This is a genomic window from Streptomyces sp. EDA2-14, assembly GCF_054963755.1.
Genome location: NZ_JBUEGE010000038.1, coordinates 1 through 16396, shown reverse-complemented (window position 1 = coordinate 16396; position 16396 = coordinate 1). Strand labels below are relative to the sequence as shown.

Genomic DNA, 16396 nt, shown 5'->3' with positions numbered 1-16396 from the left:
ATGTCCGACTTCTTCGAGGAGGCCGACGAGGAACTGTCGGAGGCCTTGTCCTTGGAGTCGCTGTTGGAGCAGGCGGTCAGGGCCACGGGCAGCATGGCGGCGGCGGCAACGGCAACGGCGACACGACGGACGCGAGTCTGCATGGCAATCCTTCAACGATCAGAACCGTGAGGGCCATTCGCCCTCATCACCGGGAATCCGGTGCGGCCCGTGCCGCGGATTGGTCACCTCCCCAAAAGAGTGATCCGCGTGCGGCACGGGGTTCTGCTGGAGGGAAGTGGCTCGGGCCCGATCAACCACTGTGTGTTCCGGAGTCCGTCTCACCCCCGCCATCAAGGCGTATGTCCTCACCTTCGGATGAGGAACAGCCGGGGCTTCTCGGGGCGGGGCCACGCAGGGGGGCATCCGAGTCATGACGCGAGAACCGGTGGGCGCGACCAAGCCATGCACGAGAGGCCACCGGATTACTGCCGACAGCGGCAGGTTCCGCGAACAGCCCTCGCCGTCAAGGAGAGTGCGTCGTCCAGATGTTGGGGGAGTGCGGTGAAGCAACGAGATCCGTTCCGCTCGGCAGGATGGTGGCCCTTACGGAGGTACACCGCGAAGCCGTTGCGGCCGACGGGCGAGGCGGGCGTCGGGCCCACCGGATGCGGGCCGCCGGAGCACGAGAAGGCCGGTGGCGGCGGAGGTGCGTCCGAGATGACGCCGCCGCCTCGGCTGCGTGTCGCCGTGTTGGCCACCATCCGGAACGTGCCCCAGGTCCGCCCGAGCGGCGGCGGAGCGACGGACAGCTTGCCGTGAGCCGGTGCAGCCGACCCGAACGAGTGAAACCGGACGAATCGGCCAATCCGCGCCGCGGGACGTAGCGGATTGCTCGTGAGGAGCGAGCAGTTCCTTGTGTCGCCCGATGCGGGTGACGCTGTTCGAGCAGCAGGGAGAATTTCATGTCTCGAGTGTTCAGGAGCGCGGCGGTTCTGGTGGCTGTGGGCGGTGCGGTCCTCGCCGGTGCGGGCGCCGCCTCGGCCGACAGCGGGGCGCAGGGTGCCGCGGTGGGCTCGCCCGGTGTGCTGTCGGGCAACCTCGTCCAGGTGCCGGTGCATGTTCCGGTGAACGTCTGCGGGAACACCGTCAGCGTGATCGGCGCGCTCAACCCGGCGTTCGGCAACACCTGCGCCAACGCCTCCGGTGGCTGGGGCCACCACGGCGACATGGGCGACTGGGACATGTCGAAGTAGTTCCGCGTCCTGGCGCACGTGCCGGGGCGAGATCTGGTGAGGCCGGGTGCTGCCTTTTGGGGGAGGCGGCACCCGGTCGCGGGACTACCGTTGCCTGCGGGAAAGGCGCTCGTCTGTGCTTCGGTGGATCCGCGGTTTCTGAACAAGGCCCAGTCACCCGTCAGTAAGTCGTCCAGCGTGAGTGGCTCCCCTTCACAGACCATGAGCGAGGCGCGTTCTGATGAGGTGTCAGAGCTCTGCCCCCATTTGCTTGATGCACCGTCAGGTCACGGCTGAGCGGGTGCTGATGTTGCAGCCTGCGCGGCAGCGGACCAGAAGTCGGGCCTGACAGTTGGGGTGCTCGCGATCGATGGCGGCGGCAGCGACGAGTCATGATCCAACGCGCGTCGAGGCTCGGACCGTCTTATCGTTGAAAGTGTTGTTGCCGTAGGACAAAGGAGTTCCTCATGCGCATCACACTCGCCCGAGGGGCGGCCATCGCCGCTCTCACTTGCGCCGCTGCTCTTCCCCTGGCTGGCGCTGCACAGGCTGCGACCCCGGCGCAATCCACGACCCAGGCGGCCCAGACCCTCCCCGCCGACGACGGACCCGGGTGGCACCATCACGGTGGCTACTGGGACCACGGCTACTACTACGGTGGAGGTATCGGGCTCGGACTCGGCCTGGGCCTGGGAATCGGCCTCTGACCCATCCTGATGCAACGAGCGGGTGGGCCCCTGTCGAGGGGTCTGCCCGCTTCATAGTGCGCGATGAGCGAATATTCGCAGCGGAAGATCGGTACAGGCGTGTCAGGGTGGCATGCATGACAACAGACCGGTTTGAAGTCACGCGTCACATTGCCGCGCCCGCCTCCGCGATCTTCGACGTACTGCGTTCGCCGCAGGGCCACGTGAGCATCGACAGTTCTGGAATGCTGCAGTCTGCGGAGGGTGCTCCCGTGGAGAAGGCGGGAGACGAGTTCGTTGTCCACATGGACCGGGAGGCTCTGGGGGATCTGCCCATGGGCCGCTATGACGTAACAGTGATCATCACGCGCTATGAACGCGACGTCGTCCTGGAGTGGACCATCTCGGGCACCATCCAGCCTCCCATCCGTCATCTCTACGGGTACCGACTCGAACCCAACGAGACGGGCACCCTCGTCACTTCCTACTACGACTGGAGCCAGATCGACGACAAGTACCGCGAGGCGGGCGTCTTCCCGGTCATTCCGGAGGCGGGGCTGCGCGCCACACTCGGAATCCTTGCTCGTACGGTCGAAAATGGGTCGTTCGCCCTCTGACGGCGGCTGTCGGTTCTCTTCAGGACTTGTGGTGCGGCCCGGAATGCGTTCACCACGGGCCACACCAGAGTGCCCTCCGTCCCACGGCCGGGATCAGCCTCGGGCGATGCGCCGGTATCGACTGACGGCCAGGGGCATGAAGACGGCGACGATTACGCACGAACACAGCAGCGCGTAACCACTGGCGTGTTGCACCGGCCAGGAGTGCGGTGGGACTACCGCTGCCGGGGCCTCGTTGCCGAAGAGCGACCGGGCGGCGGTGGCGGTCGCGGAGACCGGGTTCCACTCGGCGATCGTGCGGAGCGGGCCGGGCATCGTGGTGACGGAGACGAAGGCACCAGAGACGAAGGTGACGGGAAAGAGCCAGATCAGCCCGGCGCTCTGGGCGACCTCGACGCTGCGAGCCATGAGTCCGATCGTGGCTCCGACCCAGGACATGGCGAAGGCGAAGAGCAGAATCAGCCCGTACGCCGCCATGGCGTCCAGTACCGAGCCCTCGACGCGCCAGCCGACCAGGAGCCCGCACAGTGAGGTCACCACGAGCGTGACGACGCTCATGGTGAGATCGGACAGAGTGCGGCCGAGGATCACGGAACCGCGCGGCATGGGCAGTGCGCGGAAGCGGTCGACCATGCCTTTGTCCATGTCCGCGGCGAGACCGATGGCTGTGAAGGACGCGTTGAAGGTGACGGCCTGCGCGAAGATGCCGCCCATCAGGAACGTGCGGTACTCGGCACCGCCGAGGCTGCCTCCGAAGACGTAGGCGAGCAGCAGCACGAACATCAGGGGCTGGACGAGCGCGGCGATGACCGCTCCCGGGGTACGGCGCAGGTTGAGGAGGTTGCGCTCGGCGATCAGCAGCCCATCGCGCACGGTGCGAAACGGGCCGGCCGGCTTCTGGGCGGTCAGGCTCACTGTCGCCATGCGTGGGCTCCCTTCCTGCGTCCGCTGCGCCGTCGGGCTGCGGCGGGACTCTCGTCGCCGGGCTTCCGGCCGTGGCCCGTGGGCAGTTCTGGTCCTTCCGTGTCCTGCTGCGCGCTGGGGGTGTCGGGATGCCGGGCTCTGCCGGTCAGTGCCAGGAACACGTCGTCGAGGGTGGGCGGTGCGAGGGAAACGTCGTGCACGGTGAGCTGCGCCTCCTCCAGCGCGGCAAGGGCGCGCCGCAGAGCTGGGGCGCCGTGGTCGGTGGCGACCGAGACGTGTCCGGCACGCCGGTCCACCTCCGGCTGGTACGGGCCCAGTCCTGCCAGCACTCCAGCGATCGCCGCCATGGTCTCCGGCACGGCCGGGCGGAGCGTGATGCGTTCTCCGCCGACCTTCTCCTTCAGTTCGGTCGCTGTGCCGCGGGCGATGACGTGGCCGTGGTCGATGACGGCTATGGAGTCGGCGAGCTGGTCGGCCTCTTCCAAGTACTGGGTGGTGAGCAGGACAGTGGTGCCGTCGGCCACCAGGTCCTGCACGGCCCGCCAGGTGTCGGCCCGGCCGCGTGGGTCGAGGCCCGTCGTGGGCTCGTCGAGGAAGACGACGGCGGGCCGCGTGGTGAGGGCACCGGCCAGGTCGAGGCGGCGGCGCATGCCGCCGGAGAAGCTGCCGCTCGGCCGGTCGGCGGACTCGGTGAGCGCGAACCGGTCGAGCAGGTCACCGGCACGCTGCCGGGCTGCTTTGCGGTTCATGCCGTACAGCCGCGCGACGAGGTAGAGGTTTTCGCGTGCGGTCAGCCGTTCGTCGACGGCGGCGTACTGCCCTGACAGGCCGATGCGTTCGCGCACAGCCTCCGGCGCGTTGCGGACGTCGTGTCCGGCGACCGTGGCGCGGCCGCCGTCCGGACGCAGCAGTGTGGTGAGGATGCGCACGATGGTGGTCTTGCCCGCGCCGTTGGGGCCGAGCAGGCCGAGCACGGTGCCCGCCGGGACCCGCAGGTCGATGCCGGCGAGTGCCTGGCGGTTGCCGAAGCTCCTGGTGAGGCCCTCAGCCACGATCGCGTCCTGCTCACCCGCGGGCGCCACGGGCCGCCCGACGTGCTCCTGTTGAGGGAGGGGCGACCTGAGGGTGCCGAGCAGATTCGCTCCTGATGTGCTCATCGGGAGGCCAGCGCGCTGCGCGGAGTGAGGTCCGTCCAGTGGGTGTCGACGTAGGCGATGCATGCCTCGCGGGTAGTGGGCCCGTGGACGGGCTGCCAGCCCGCGGGCACGTCGGCGAACTCGGGCCACAGGGAGTGCTGGCCCTCGTCGTTCACCAGGACACGGTGCTGGACGGCGGGGTCGTCGAAGGGGTTGGTCATGATGCGGTCACTCTCTCGGGTCGTGTTCGGTGAACTGAACTGTTTTCGGGCGCATTTGACCGAGCAGGGGCTGTCCGGTCGAAGCGGGCTCAGGTGGCCCGGAGGGCCATGTCGAGGACGGGGCCGATGAGGGCCCGGGAATCGGGACGGAGCATCTGGGCGTGGCCGCACGGCACGTCGTGCACCTGGACGGTGCCGTCGATGTACGGGTCCCACAGGGCGGGGACGAGGCCGTTCGCGGGGGCTTCTTCCGTGGCTCGGAAGAAGAGCACGTCGCCGTGGAAGATGCTCGGGACGTAGTCGCGCATCAGCCGGGCCTGGGCGGCGAAGTTGCCGACCATGGTCTCGATGGTCTCCGGTTCCAGCGCGCCGAGCGGGCTGCCTGTCTCCCGTAGAGCGTCGCGTACGGCGGCGGCGTCCAGTGGGGCGTCGGCGTCCCAGGCGGACAGGTCGAGGCCGAGGGCGGTCAGCAGGGCGCGGAAGACGACGTCGCGTCCGGCGTCCTCCAGGCCGTCGGCGGGTGGCACGGGGAAGGAGTCCAGCACAGTCAGAAGCGCCACCTCCTCGCCCGCGTGCTGGAGTTGGACGGCGACCTCTTGGACGACGTTGCCGCCGAAGGACCAGCCGAGCAGCCGATAGGGGCCGTGCGGCTGTACCGTGCGCAGCTGCGCGATGTAGTGGGCCGCCATTTCCTCGATGCTCTGCGGGAACGACCGGGTGCCGTCCAGATTGGGTGTCTGGAGCCCGTACACCGGCCGGTCGGCGACGTGCTGGAGCAGCCCCGCGTATGACCACGCCAGGCCGCCCGCCGGGTGTACGCAGAACAGCGGCGGCAGACTGCCGCCGACGCGTAGCGGCAGCAGCGAGGCGAGATCCGCACCGGGTTGGGCGTCGCCCGACTCCGCCTCGCGTGCCGCCAGCGCGGCCGCGAGACCGGCCGGGGTCGGCGTCTCGAACAGCGCCCTGATCCCCAGGTCCGTCCCGGTGGCGTCGCGTACATGTGCCAGCAGACGCGCCGCCAGCAGTGAATGGCCGCCGAGCGCGAAGAAATCGTCGTCGGCCCAGCACTGTTCGGTGCCCAGGACCTCCGCGAACAGCGCGCACAGCAGGTCCTCGCGCGGGCCGGCCGGGCCCCTGCCCGTCCCGCGGGCCAGGTGCTCGTCGCGGGGACCCGGTAGTGCGGCGGCGTCGAGCTTGCCGCTCGCGGTGAGCGGCAGTGCGTCGAGGCCGACGAACGCGGCGGGAACCATGTAGCCGGGCAGTTCGGCCGCGACGGCCGTGCGCAGGGCGTCACGGTCCGGCTCGGCGGGTCCGCCCGTCGCGGTCTTACCGCTGTCGGGCACCACATAGGCGACCAACTGCTCCGTACCGTGGGCGTCTTGAGCGCCCACGGAGCGCAGCTCCACGGCGGCCCGCCCGATGCCGGGCTGCCGCTCCAGTACGGCGACGATCTCACCGGGTTCCACGCGGAAACCGCGCACCTTCAGCTGACCGTCGGCCCGGCCGCGGAACTCCAGTCGGCCGTCCGTCGACCGCCGTACGAGATCGCCGGTGCGGTACATCCGATTGCCCGGCGGACCGAACGGGTCCGGCACGAAGCGGGCGGAGGTCTCCGCGGGCCGGCCGAGATAGCCGCGGGCCAGGCTCGTGCCCGCGAGGTACAGCTCGCCGGTCGCGTTCGGCGCGGTGGGCCGCAGATGCCGGTCGAGGACGTAGCAGCGGGTCCCGGACACCGGGTCGCCGAGTACGGGCCGATCGGTGTGGTGCAGCGGTGCACACAGGGTGTCCACGGTGGCCTCGGTTGGGCCGTACAGGTTCCACACGGTGAGGCCGGGCACGGCGCGCAGCCGCTGCCACAGGCCCGGCGGCACCGCCTCACCACCGAGCGCCAGGACGGTGGGCCGGTGCCCGGGCGCCCCCGGCTGGCACAGCCCGGCGTCCAGCAGGGCCGCCGCGTGGCTCGGGGTGGTCTCCAGTACGTCGATACGGTCCTCGCGCACGGCCCGGACGAGGGCCGCCGGGTCGCGGCGGGTGTCGTTGTCGACGACCAGGAGTTCGTGCCCGTCGAGCATCCACAGAACGGGGTCCCAGGAGGCGTCGAAGGACAGGGAGGCGGTCAGTGCCACCCGCATCCTGCGTCCGCCGGTTGCTGTTTGTGCGAACAGCGTCTGCCGGTGGTGCTCCCACAACTGGGCCAGCGACCGGTGTTCCACGACGACGCCCTTGGGGCGCCCGGTGGAGCCGGAGGTGTGCAGTACGTAGGCCACGTCCCGGGGCCCGGCAGCAAGGTCCCGTGGCGGTTCGCCGTCGAGCCCGGCCAGTGCCGCGAGGGTGTCGGCGGAGTCCAGCACAATGACCTGCCAGGGGCCGTCGGGTATGCGGTCGGCGGTCGCCGTGGCGGCCAGCACCACGGCAGGCCGGGCATCACTCAGTACGGCGGCCACCCGCGCCGGTGGCAGGGCGTCGTCGAGCGGCGCGTAGACACCGCCCGCGGTCAGCACACCGAGCAGCGCGGTCAGCGATCCGGTGGAGCGTGGCAGCAGTACCCCGACGGTGCGGTCCGGGCCCACTCCGTGTGCCCGCAGCAGATGGGCCAAGCGGGCGCTGTCCTGCGACAGTTCGGCGAAGGAGAGGGCCTGCGCCCCGCAGCGCACCGCGATGTCGCTGCTGCGTGCCGCCGCCGCGGTGGCCTCGAAACCCGCGATCACCGTCGGGTGCCGCGGGGCGGTCTGCGGCCCGCTCCCGAGGGCGAGCAGCTCGGCGCGCTGTTCCCGGCCGAGCGGATCGTGCCGGGACAACGGGGCGTCCGGATCCGCAACGGCGAGCCGGAGCAGCGTGACGAAGGAGTCGGCCAGGTGCTGTGCGGTCGCGGTGTCGAAGAGGTCGCGGGCGAACTCCAGCTCGCCCGTGAGCTCTTGGCCCCCGCTCTGTTCGGAGAAGTTGAACGACAGGTCGAACTTGGCGGCGGCCGTGTCCACGCCTTGCACTGCGGCGTGCAGGCCGGGCAGGTCGAGCGCGGGGCGACCGGCGTTGTTGAGGGAGAGCATCACCTGGAACAACGGATGCCGGGAGAGTGACCGCGGAGGCGCCAGGTGCTCCACCAGTGACTCGAACGGCAGGTCCTGGTGGGCGTAGGCGGCGAGGTCGGTCTCGCGGGCGCGGTCGAGCAGGGCGCGGAAGTCCGGGTCGCCGTCGGTGCGGACCCGCAGGGTCAGCGTGTTGACGAAGAAGCCCACCAGTCCGGCGAGTGCCTCGTCGGTGCGGCCGGCGACCGGGCTGCCGACGACGATGTCCTCGCCCGCGCCATACCGGTCCAGCAGAGCGGTGAGCACCGCGTGCAGCGCCATGAAGGTGCTGGCTCCCTCGCGCCGGGCCAGCTCCGCCAGTCGGCGGCCGTCGCCGTCGGTGAGCGGCAGGGCGACGCTGCCCCCGCGTCCGGAGCCGACGTCCGGGCGCGGCCGGTCGGCGGGCAGCGCCAGCTCGGTCGGAGCCCCGGCCAACGCGTCCCGCCAGTAGGCCAGTTGGCGTGCGTGCACGCTGTCGGGATCGTCGGGACGGCCCAGCAGGTCGCGCTGCCAGAGAGCGTAGTCGGCGTACTGCACCGGCAGCGGCGTCCAGTCGGGGGTGCGGCCTGCGGCCCGTGCTGCGTACGCGGCCGCCAGGTCCTGCGCCAGCGGGCCCATGGACCATCCGTCGGCCGCGATGTGATGCACCGTGAGCAGCAGGACGTGCTTCTCGACGCCGGTTTGCAGCAGCTCGGCGCGCAACGGCAGGTCACGGGCGAGGTCGAACCCCTCTCGGGCCGCTGTGCGCAGCAACTCCGCGGCCCCGTCCTGGGTGCTGGGCGTGACGGTGAGCGTCGGGCGGGCCTCGCCGGGGGACAGGATGCGCTGGGCCGGGGTGCCGGGCCGGCCGGCCGTGTCGCGGAAGACCGTGCGCAGGCTCTCGTGCCGGGCCACCACGTCGCCGAGCGCGTCGCGCAGCGCGGACACGTCCAGCCGTCCCCGCAGCGAGACCGCCATCGGCAGGTTGTAGGAGGCGTCGTCGGAGCGCATCCGGTTGAGGAACCAGAGACGGTGCTGCGCGAAGGACAGCGGCAGGTCCGCCGGCCGGTCGGTTCGGGACTGGAGTGAGGGACGGCCGTGCGCGGCACCGGCGAGGCGGCGGGCCAGTCCGGCCGGGGTGGGGTCCTCGAACAGGGCGCGGACGGGGATCTCGACACCGAACGCACTCCGTACGCGGTTGACGATCCGGGTGGCCAGCAGCGAGTGGCCGCCGAGCGCGAAGAAGTCCGCGTCGCGACCGACGGAGTCGGTGCCGAGGCACTCGGCGAACAGCGCGCACAGGATCTCCTCCTGCGGAGTGCGTGGCCGCTCACCCCGTTCCTGCACGGCCGCCCCCGGGTCGGGGAGGGCGGCAAAGTCCGTCTTGCCGTGCACGGTGAGCGGGATGTCCGGCACCAGCGCGAGGTGCGAGGGAGTCATGTACGCCGGGAGCCGGTCTCCGAGGAACGATCGCAGCCCGGCGGCCGTGGGCTCGGTACCGGTCTCCGGTACGGCCCAGGCGACCAGCCTGCCGCCGCCGGCGGCGTCGCGGACGGTCACCACGGCCTGCCGCACAGCCGGGTGAGCGGTGAGTGCGGCCTCCACCTCGCCGGTCTCGACGCGGAATCCGCGCACCTTGACCTGGGAGTCCGTGCGACCCACGAACGACAGGGAGTGGTCCGGCCGCCTGCGCACGAGGTCGCCGGTCCGGTACATGCGGCTTCCCGGGGCACCGTAGGGGTCGGCGAGGAACCGGTCGGCGGTCGCCCCCGTCGCTCCGTCGTAACCGCGGGCCACCCCGGCCCCGGCCAGATACAGCTCGCCCATGACACCCGGCGGCGTGGGGCCCAGCCGCGAGTCAAGGACCCGGGCCCGCATGCCCGTGACCGCGTGGCCGATGGCCGGCCCCGAACCGGGAGTCACCCGGGCGGCAACACTGTCCACGGTCGTCTCGGTCGGCCCGTAGAGGTTCCACACGGTCACGCCGGACAGCTCGGCCAGTTCTCGCCAGAGCTTGTCGTGCACCGGTTCGCCGCCCAGGGCCACGACGCGTGGCCAGGGCCTGCCGGGCGCGAACAGGCCGCACCCCCGCAGCTGTTCGAGGAAGGACGGCGTCGTCTCGATCACGTCGATCCGCCGCTCGTGCAGCAGGTGCACCAGCGCCTCCGGATCACGACGGCTCCGGTCGTCCACCAGGTGCAGTTCGTGCCCGGCGGTCATCCACAGCAGCGGGTCCCAGGAGGCGTCGAAGGTCGCCGCGGCCGTCAGGGCCACGCGCAACGGGCGCCCGTTGTTGGCCTGTTCGGCGGGCTCGATCAGCTGGCGGCCGTGATGCCGCAGCAGGTTGGCAAGTGCACGGTGCTCCACGACGACGCCCTTGGGCCGACCGGTGGAGCCCGAGGTGTACAGCACGTAGGCCGGGTCTGCTCCCCCGGGACCGTCCGGTGGCAGCGTTTCAGCAAGGCCCGCGCCGGGCGCGTCCTCCAGGTAGATCGCGGGTGTGCGGGAGGCGGGCAGGGCCGCGGCGCAGGACCGTTCGGTCAGCAGCACCACCGGCCGCGCGGACTCCAGGATCTGCGCGTTGCGTTCCGTCGGATGCGACGGGTCGAGCGGCACGTACACCGCGCCGGCGCGCAGCACACCGAAGACGGCGGCGATCTGCCGCGTGGACCGGGGCACGGCTACCGCGACCCGGTCGCCGGGGCTGACGCCGGCACCCACCAGCCGCCGGGCCACGTCGTACAGATCGGTCGCCAACTCCCCGAAAGAGACGGACAGGTGACCGTCGTTCACCGCGGTGCGGCCCGGGGTGACCGCCGCCTGCGTCTCCAGGACGTCACAGACGCTGTGCACCAGTTCCTGACCCCGGTCCGCGCAGTCGTCACGCGCTCCCGCGTCGAGGGCCGCATGCACCTGTTCCTTCGTGAGCATCTCCAGAGCGCTCAGCCGCGTGCGGGGCGAGGCGAGTGCCGATCGCAGCAGCCGGACGAAGTGGTCGGCGAAGCGGCGCACGGTGCTCTCGTCGAACAGTTCGGCGCTGTACTCCACTTCGCCGGTCACTCCCGTCGGCTGCCCGTCCACGCCGTGCAGCTCGGTGAAGTCCCAGGTCAGGTCGAACTTCGCCGTTTCGCCTCCGGAGCCCAGGACCTCGGCCCGGACACCGGGGAGGTCGAGGCGGGGTGTGTGGGTGTTGTTCAGGGCGAGCATCACCTGGAAGAGCGGGTGTCGAGCGAGTGAGCGCGGCGGGGCCAGTGCCTCCACCAGTTGCTCGAACGGCAGATCCTGCCGACTGTAGGCGCTCAGATCCGTCTCCCGCACCCGGCCCAGCAGCTCCCGGAAACCCGGATCGCCGCCGGTGTCCACGCGCAGCACCAGGGTGTTGACGAAGAACCCCACGACATCGTGGAACTCCTCCTCGTCACGTCCCGCCACCGGGGTGCCGACGACGATGTCGTCCCCGCCGCCCAGGCGTTGCAGCAGCGTGGCGAGCACAGCGTGCAGGACCATGAACGGGCTGACCCCCGCCTCCCGCGCGAGCGCGACCAGGGCGCGGTGCTCGTCCGCGTCCAGTCGCAGCGGCACGCGGCCGCCGCGGAACGTGGCATGTTCCGGACGGGGCCGGTCGTACGGCAGGGGAAGCTCAGGCGTCGCCCCGTCCAGTACCGTCCGCCAGTCCGTCAGCTGTCGCGCGCTGAGTGAATCGGCATCGTCCCGATCGCCGAGCAAGGTGTGCTGTCGCAACGCCCAGTCCGCGTACTGTGCGGGCAGTGGTGTCCACTGCGGTCCGTACCCCTCGACACGGGCCCGGTACGCCGTGCACAGATCGCGGACCAGCGGCCCCATCGACCATCCGTCGGTGACGATGTGATGGAGCGTCAACAGAAGCAGGTACGAGCCCGTGCCGTCGTCGTTGCGGGCGGCGGTCGGGGCCAACAGGGCGTGCAAAGGAGGCCGTTGAGCGAGGTCGAATTCGGGCGCCGGAAAGGACCCGGGGCGGCCGTTCGGCTGCACGGGGGTGGTGTGCAGCTCGACGCCGCAGTCATCGGCCGGCAGCACGACCTGGTGCGGTCCTGCTGTGTCCTCCCGGTAGACCGTCCGCAGACTCTCGTGCCGCGCCAGGAGGTCGGAGAAGGCCGCCTGCAGAGCAGGAACGTCGAGGTCGCCGTCGAGCCGGACGGCGACGGGTATGTGGTAGCGCTGACCGCCCTCGCCCATCTGTTCCAGCAGCCACAGGCGGTGCTGGCCCGCCGAGAGCGGCAGCCGCGCGGGGCGCTCCCCGACAGCCGGGCCGTCGCCGGCTTCCGCACGGTGGGAGCGCCGTTCCGCGTCGACGAGTGCGGCCAGGCCGGCGACGGTCGGCGCTCCGAAGAGCGCGCGCACCGGCAGCCGGACACCGGTCCGTTCGGCCAGGCCGGCCAGCAGCCGGGTGGCCAGCAGGGAGTGGCCGCCGAGCGCGAAGAAGTCGTCCTCCCGCCCGACTTCGGGCAGCCCGAGCAGGTCCGCCATCACCGCGCAGACCGCTTCCTCCGTGGCAGTACGCGGTTGCGCCGTGGGGCCCGCGGAAACAGCCGTGGCCGGGGGCAGAGCGGCCGCGTCCAGCTTCCCGTTCGGCGTCAGCGGCAGCCGGTCGGTGGCCGCGTATGCCGCGGGCACCATGTGTGCGGGCAGTGACGCTGCCAGGGCGTCGCGGGCCGGGCGCTGGTCGGAGCGCATCTCGGTGCCCGCCGCGTCCGGAGTCGGTACGAGATAGGCGGCCAGGATCTCTCCCCCCGGCCCGTCACCGCGCACCGTGACCGCCGCCTGGGCGATCCCCGGCAGCGCGGTGAGCGCCGACTCGATCTCGCCGATCTCCACCCGGTGCCCTCGCACCTTGATCTGGTCGTCGCTGCGGCCGACGAATTCCAGTGAGCCGTTCTCGTGCCACCGCACCAGATCGCCGGTGCGGTACATGCGCGCCCCCGGATCTCCGAAGGGGTCCGCCAGGAACCGGTCGGCGGTCAGCCCGGATTGCCCGGTGTAGCCGCGAGCCACCCCTTCGCCCGCCAGGTACAGCTCGCCGGTCACACCGCACGGCAGCAGATGCAGGGCCGCGTCCAGCACATAGGCGCGGGCGCCGCGGACCGGGCGGCCGATGACCGGCTCCGCGCCGCCGACCCGGGTGGTGACGGCGTCGACCGTCGTCTCCGTCGGTCCGTAGAAGTTGTATGCGAGCAGGTTCTTGTCCGCGGAGAGCCGTTGCCACAGCTCGTCGTTGACGGGCTCGCCGCCCAGAGCGATCACCTTGGGCCGGTGCGCCGCCGCGTCGGCCGCGTCGTCTGCGGCGGCAGTGAGGCCCGCGGCCAGTAGCTGTTGCAGGAAGCTGGGGGTGGTCTCGATGACGTCGATGCGCTCGGTGTGCAGGAAGTCGACCAGTGCCTCCGGGTCGCGACGCGTGGTGTCGTCCACGATGTGCAGCTGATGGCCGGCCAGCATCCAAAGCATTGGGTCCCAGGAGGCGTCGAACGAGGTGGCGGCGGTGAGCGCGACACGCATGCGCCGTCCCCCGGCGAGTTCCGCGCTCGCGTGCGACTCCTGGCGGTGATGGGTGAGCAGATTGCTGATCGACCGGTGCTCGACCAGCACGCCCTTCGGGCGGCCCGTGGATCCGGACGTGTAGATGAGGTACGCGGCGTCGTCGGCACGCGGCGCGGCGAGCGGCGGGCCGGAGACGGTGTTGCGGAACTGCGGCAGGCTTCGTACGGCCGTGCCGGCAGGGGCCATGTCGGCGACCGGGCCGTCGGGCTCGCAGAGCAGGATCACCGGGGCGGCGTCGGCCAGCAGATGGGTGATGCGCTCGGCCGGATACGCGACGTCCACCGGCAGGTAGACCGCACCGCTGCGCAACACGGCGAGCGGGGCGACGACGGTGTCGACCGAGCGGGGCAGTGCGACGGCGACCGTCGTGCCCGCGCCGGCGCCGTTGGCCTGCAGCGCCGTGGCTGCCGAGTCGACCGCCCGGTCCAGCTCGGCGAACGTCAGGCTCCGTGTGCCGTCGTCGACAGCCGGCGCGTCGGGTATCTCCCGCGCCAGCCGCGACAGCACCTCGGGCAGAGTCGGATCGCCGTCCTCGGCAAGCGTGGAGGAACCGCCCCCGCGCGGCCGGGAGTTCGCCGGGCCCCGTCCCAGGGACAGCATCCGCTCCCGCTCCCGCGCATCGGTGAGCTCCAGCGCGCTGAGTGGCCGGTCCAGGTCCGTGACGAGTTCCTCGGTCAGCCGCAGGATGCGTTCCAGGTGCCCAGCGGCGGAAGCCTCGTCGTAGAGCGCCGCATCGGCCAGGAGGTCGACGCGGGCGCCGGCGCTGCCCGGGGCCGGGTGCACGGCCAGGGTGAGGTCCTCGACGGGGCCGAGCGAGAGATTGTGCAGAGTGCCGCTCGCCGATCCGAAATGCAGGTTCTCGTCGAAGGCCAGCACGTTCACCGACGGTCCCACCAGAGGTTCGCCGCGTACCAGGCCGCGCTCCCGGCGCATTTCCTCCGCCGGGAACCGCTGGTGCCGCAGCGCGCCCCGCATCGCCGTCGTCACCTGCCGCAGCAGGTCCCGGGCGGAGTCCGTGGCGTCCAGGCGCAGCCGCAGCGGAAGGACCTGCGACATCATGCCTGGGGTCTGCCGAGCGGTCCGGCTCCGGCGGCCGGTCACCGGCATGCCGAGCAACAGGTCCTGCGCGGCGCGTATCCGGTGCGTATAAGCGGCCGTGCCGGCCACGAACAGCGCGGGCCAGGCCACCCGCCCCCGCCGTGCTCCGTCCCGCAGCCGCTGCCACCGTGCCCGGTCCAGCGAGACCGAGTGCCGCAGCACCTCCGAGGCCGGGGACACCGTGCGCTCCGTGAGCCGCTCGGCGGAGGGGGAGCCGTCCAACCGGTCACGCCAGTAGGCCGCGTCCTCGGCGTACTGGGGCGACTGGGTGTACTGCCGCGCCTCTGACACCAGCGGTTCGAGCGGCAGCGGTGTGAACGGGACGTCGTCTCCGGCGGCGAGGAGGCCGTACGTCTCGGCGATCCGCCCCAGTGCCACCGCCGCGCCGTACCCGTCCAGCACGAGGTGGTGCGTGCGCATGTACAGCAGGTGGCGTGACGCCGAGAGCCGGTACAGCGTGAAGGCGGTCACCGGCCCCCGCGCGACATCGATGGGTACGGACAGGTTCTCTCGCATGGCCCGGTGTGCGTCCGTCTCGCCGTCCGCATTCGCGGACAGGTCGACGAAGGAGACGCCAATGGTGAGGTCAGGACGGGCCCACTGAAGCCCCGTCGTACCGCTCGGGTCGTCGACCACGGTCGCGCGCAGCGCTTCGATCTCCTGCGTCGCGAGGGCGACGGATCGGCGCAGCGTGGCGAGGTCCAACTCCCCCTCGATGTCGACGTATTCGGCAATCGTGAAGTGGGCCCCCAGCGGGCGCAGCTGATGCGCGAACCACAAGGACTCCTGCGCTGCGGTGAGCGGCAGCCCGACGGTGTTCTTCTCAGTCATGTGCCCGCTCCAGTACCAAAGCGATGCGTGTCGACACCGTCGACCACCCCTCCTGATCTCACCTCGATCGGTGCAGATGCGAAGCCTTCACTGCACCGTCTTTCGTGGTTAATCCGCGACCCATGGGGCTACGGATTGGTGTGTGACACAGGGCACCCTTTGTTACCGGTGCGTAGTGTGTCCCTTTCATACCTGCGGCAGCGGTATTCCGAGCCTCTGTTGGTCTGTGGGATCGGCGGACCCATCCGTGCGGGGGGAGGGCTACGGATCAATGGGGTCAGGCATGGTGAGCGGTTCACACGCCGCCAAACCCGAGCACAGAGGAGCACCTTCAGATGCACCGTCCAGGATGGGCCAAGTCGCTACGCGGCATAGCCGTCGCAGGCAGCGCGGTGGCCTTGTGCCTCACCGGCGCCACCGTCGCATCGGCCTCCGGCGCGTCAGGAAAGGCAGAGAGCGCTTGGTCCAGGCAGGAAGCGCCCGCTCAGCATGCGGCGACAACGGCAGGCGGTTATCGGGGGACACAGGGCTTCAACCTGTGTCTGCTCTCGACATGTTCGACCGGCTCCGGCGAGGACACCGAAGGCGGCATCGGCCTGGTGCAGGGCGGCAATCTCTGCCTGCTCTCCACCTGTGAACTGAGGCCCTGAACAGGCGGCGCGGGCCGACTTCGACCCGGCGTCCCCCTGTGGGGCAGTTGTTGACGTTGCACCGTGGACCGCGGAGACGGTGAGGTCGGTTCCGCACGCGGGTCGGCCTCACCGGCGTCGTCATGCGGTAAGCAGAGGACTTGTCGTGTCTCGTCACTCAACCGTCTTACTGGCGGCCCATTCTCCGGCTGGTGCGCAGCGCGGGACGTGGGCAACAACGTGCGCCTCCGGTGGTGACAGGAGCCGTTCTACGTGTGTGCCCTGCTGTTCTTCCACGGTGGCCGCCTGAGACGCCGCGGCCCTGTGCGGCAGTGAGGAACCCTCACTGCCGCACAGGGCCGCAGCATCGTGTCGCAGGCTCTGGTTCAGGCCGGGCGCGTGGACCGGCCCGGGGGAGGCGT

The 16396-nt window shown here is 71.0% G+C and carries 7 protein-coding genes; 3 read left to right on the top strand and 4 right to left on the bottom strand.

The genetic code is table 11. The annotated features are described in order from the left end of the window. Positions 1 to 944 precede the first annotated feature (944 nt). Together ACY34M_RS41580 and ACY34M_RS41575 are read left to right on the top strand one after the other, a co-directional pair. Positions 945 to 1235: a chaplin gene (locus tag ACY34M_RS41580; RefSeq protein WP_462723907.1), complete on the top strand. Its 291-nt coding sequence runs from the start codon at positions 945 to 947 to the stop codon at positions 1233 to 1235. Between the two features lie 802 nt (positions 1236 to 2037). After that, positions 2038 to 2517 carry an SRPBCC family protein gene (locus ACY34M_RS41575; protein WP_422476160.1) on the top strand — a complete coding sequence of 160 codons (480 nt, stop codon included), beginning with the start codon at positions 2038 to 2040 and terminating at the stop codon, positions 2515 to 2517. 93 nt (positions 2518 to 2610) lie between these two features. Here the strand turns inward: ACY34M_RS41575 and ACY34M_RS41570 are convergent, their stop codons facing one another. From ACY34M_RS41570 to ACY34M_RS41555, 4 genes are all read right to left on the bottom strand, one after another. Then, complete coding sequence (locus tag ACY34M_RS41570) at positions 2611 to 3441, bottom strand: ABC transporter permease (protein WP_462723908.1); 831 nt, start codon at positions 3439 to 3441, stop codon at positions 2611 to 2613. Further along, positions 3429 to 4598: an ATP-binding cassette domain-containing protein gene (locus tag ACY34M_RS41565; RefSeq protein ID WP_462723909.1), complete on the bottom strand. Its 1170-nt coding sequence runs from the start codon at positions 4596 to 4598 to the stop codon at positions 3429 to 3431. Before ACY34M_RS41565 ends, ACY34M_RS41570 begins: the two co-directional genes overlap by 13 nt. Continuing rightward, positions 4595 to 4798, bottom strand: coding sequence for an MbtH family protein (locus ACY34M_RS41560; protein WP_422476166.1), 204 nt, complete (start codon positions 4796 to 4798; stop codon positions 4595 to 4597). Before ACY34M_RS41560 ends, ACY34M_RS41565 begins: the two co-directional genes overlap by 4 nt. 89 nt (positions 4799 to 4887) lie before the next feature. Further along, positions 4888 to 15345 (bottom strand): amino acid adenylation domain-containing protein, encoded by a 10458-nt coding sequence (locus ACY34M_RS41555; RefSeq protein ID WP_462723910.1) that lies wholly within the window; start codon positions 15343 to 15345, stop codon positions 4888 to 4890. A gap of 335 nt (positions 15346 to 15680) precedes the next feature. Here ACY34M_RS41555 and ACY34M_RS41550 point away from each other — a divergent pair, with 335 nt between their 5' ends. After that, the gene (locus tag ACY34M_RS41550) at positions 15681 to 15995 is read left to right on the top strand and encodes a hypothetical protein (RefSeq protein WP_462723911.1); all 315 of its coding nucleotides are present in this window, start codon (positions 15681 to 15683) and stop codon (positions 15993 to 15995) included. Positions 15996 to 16396: the final 401 nt, after the last annotated feature.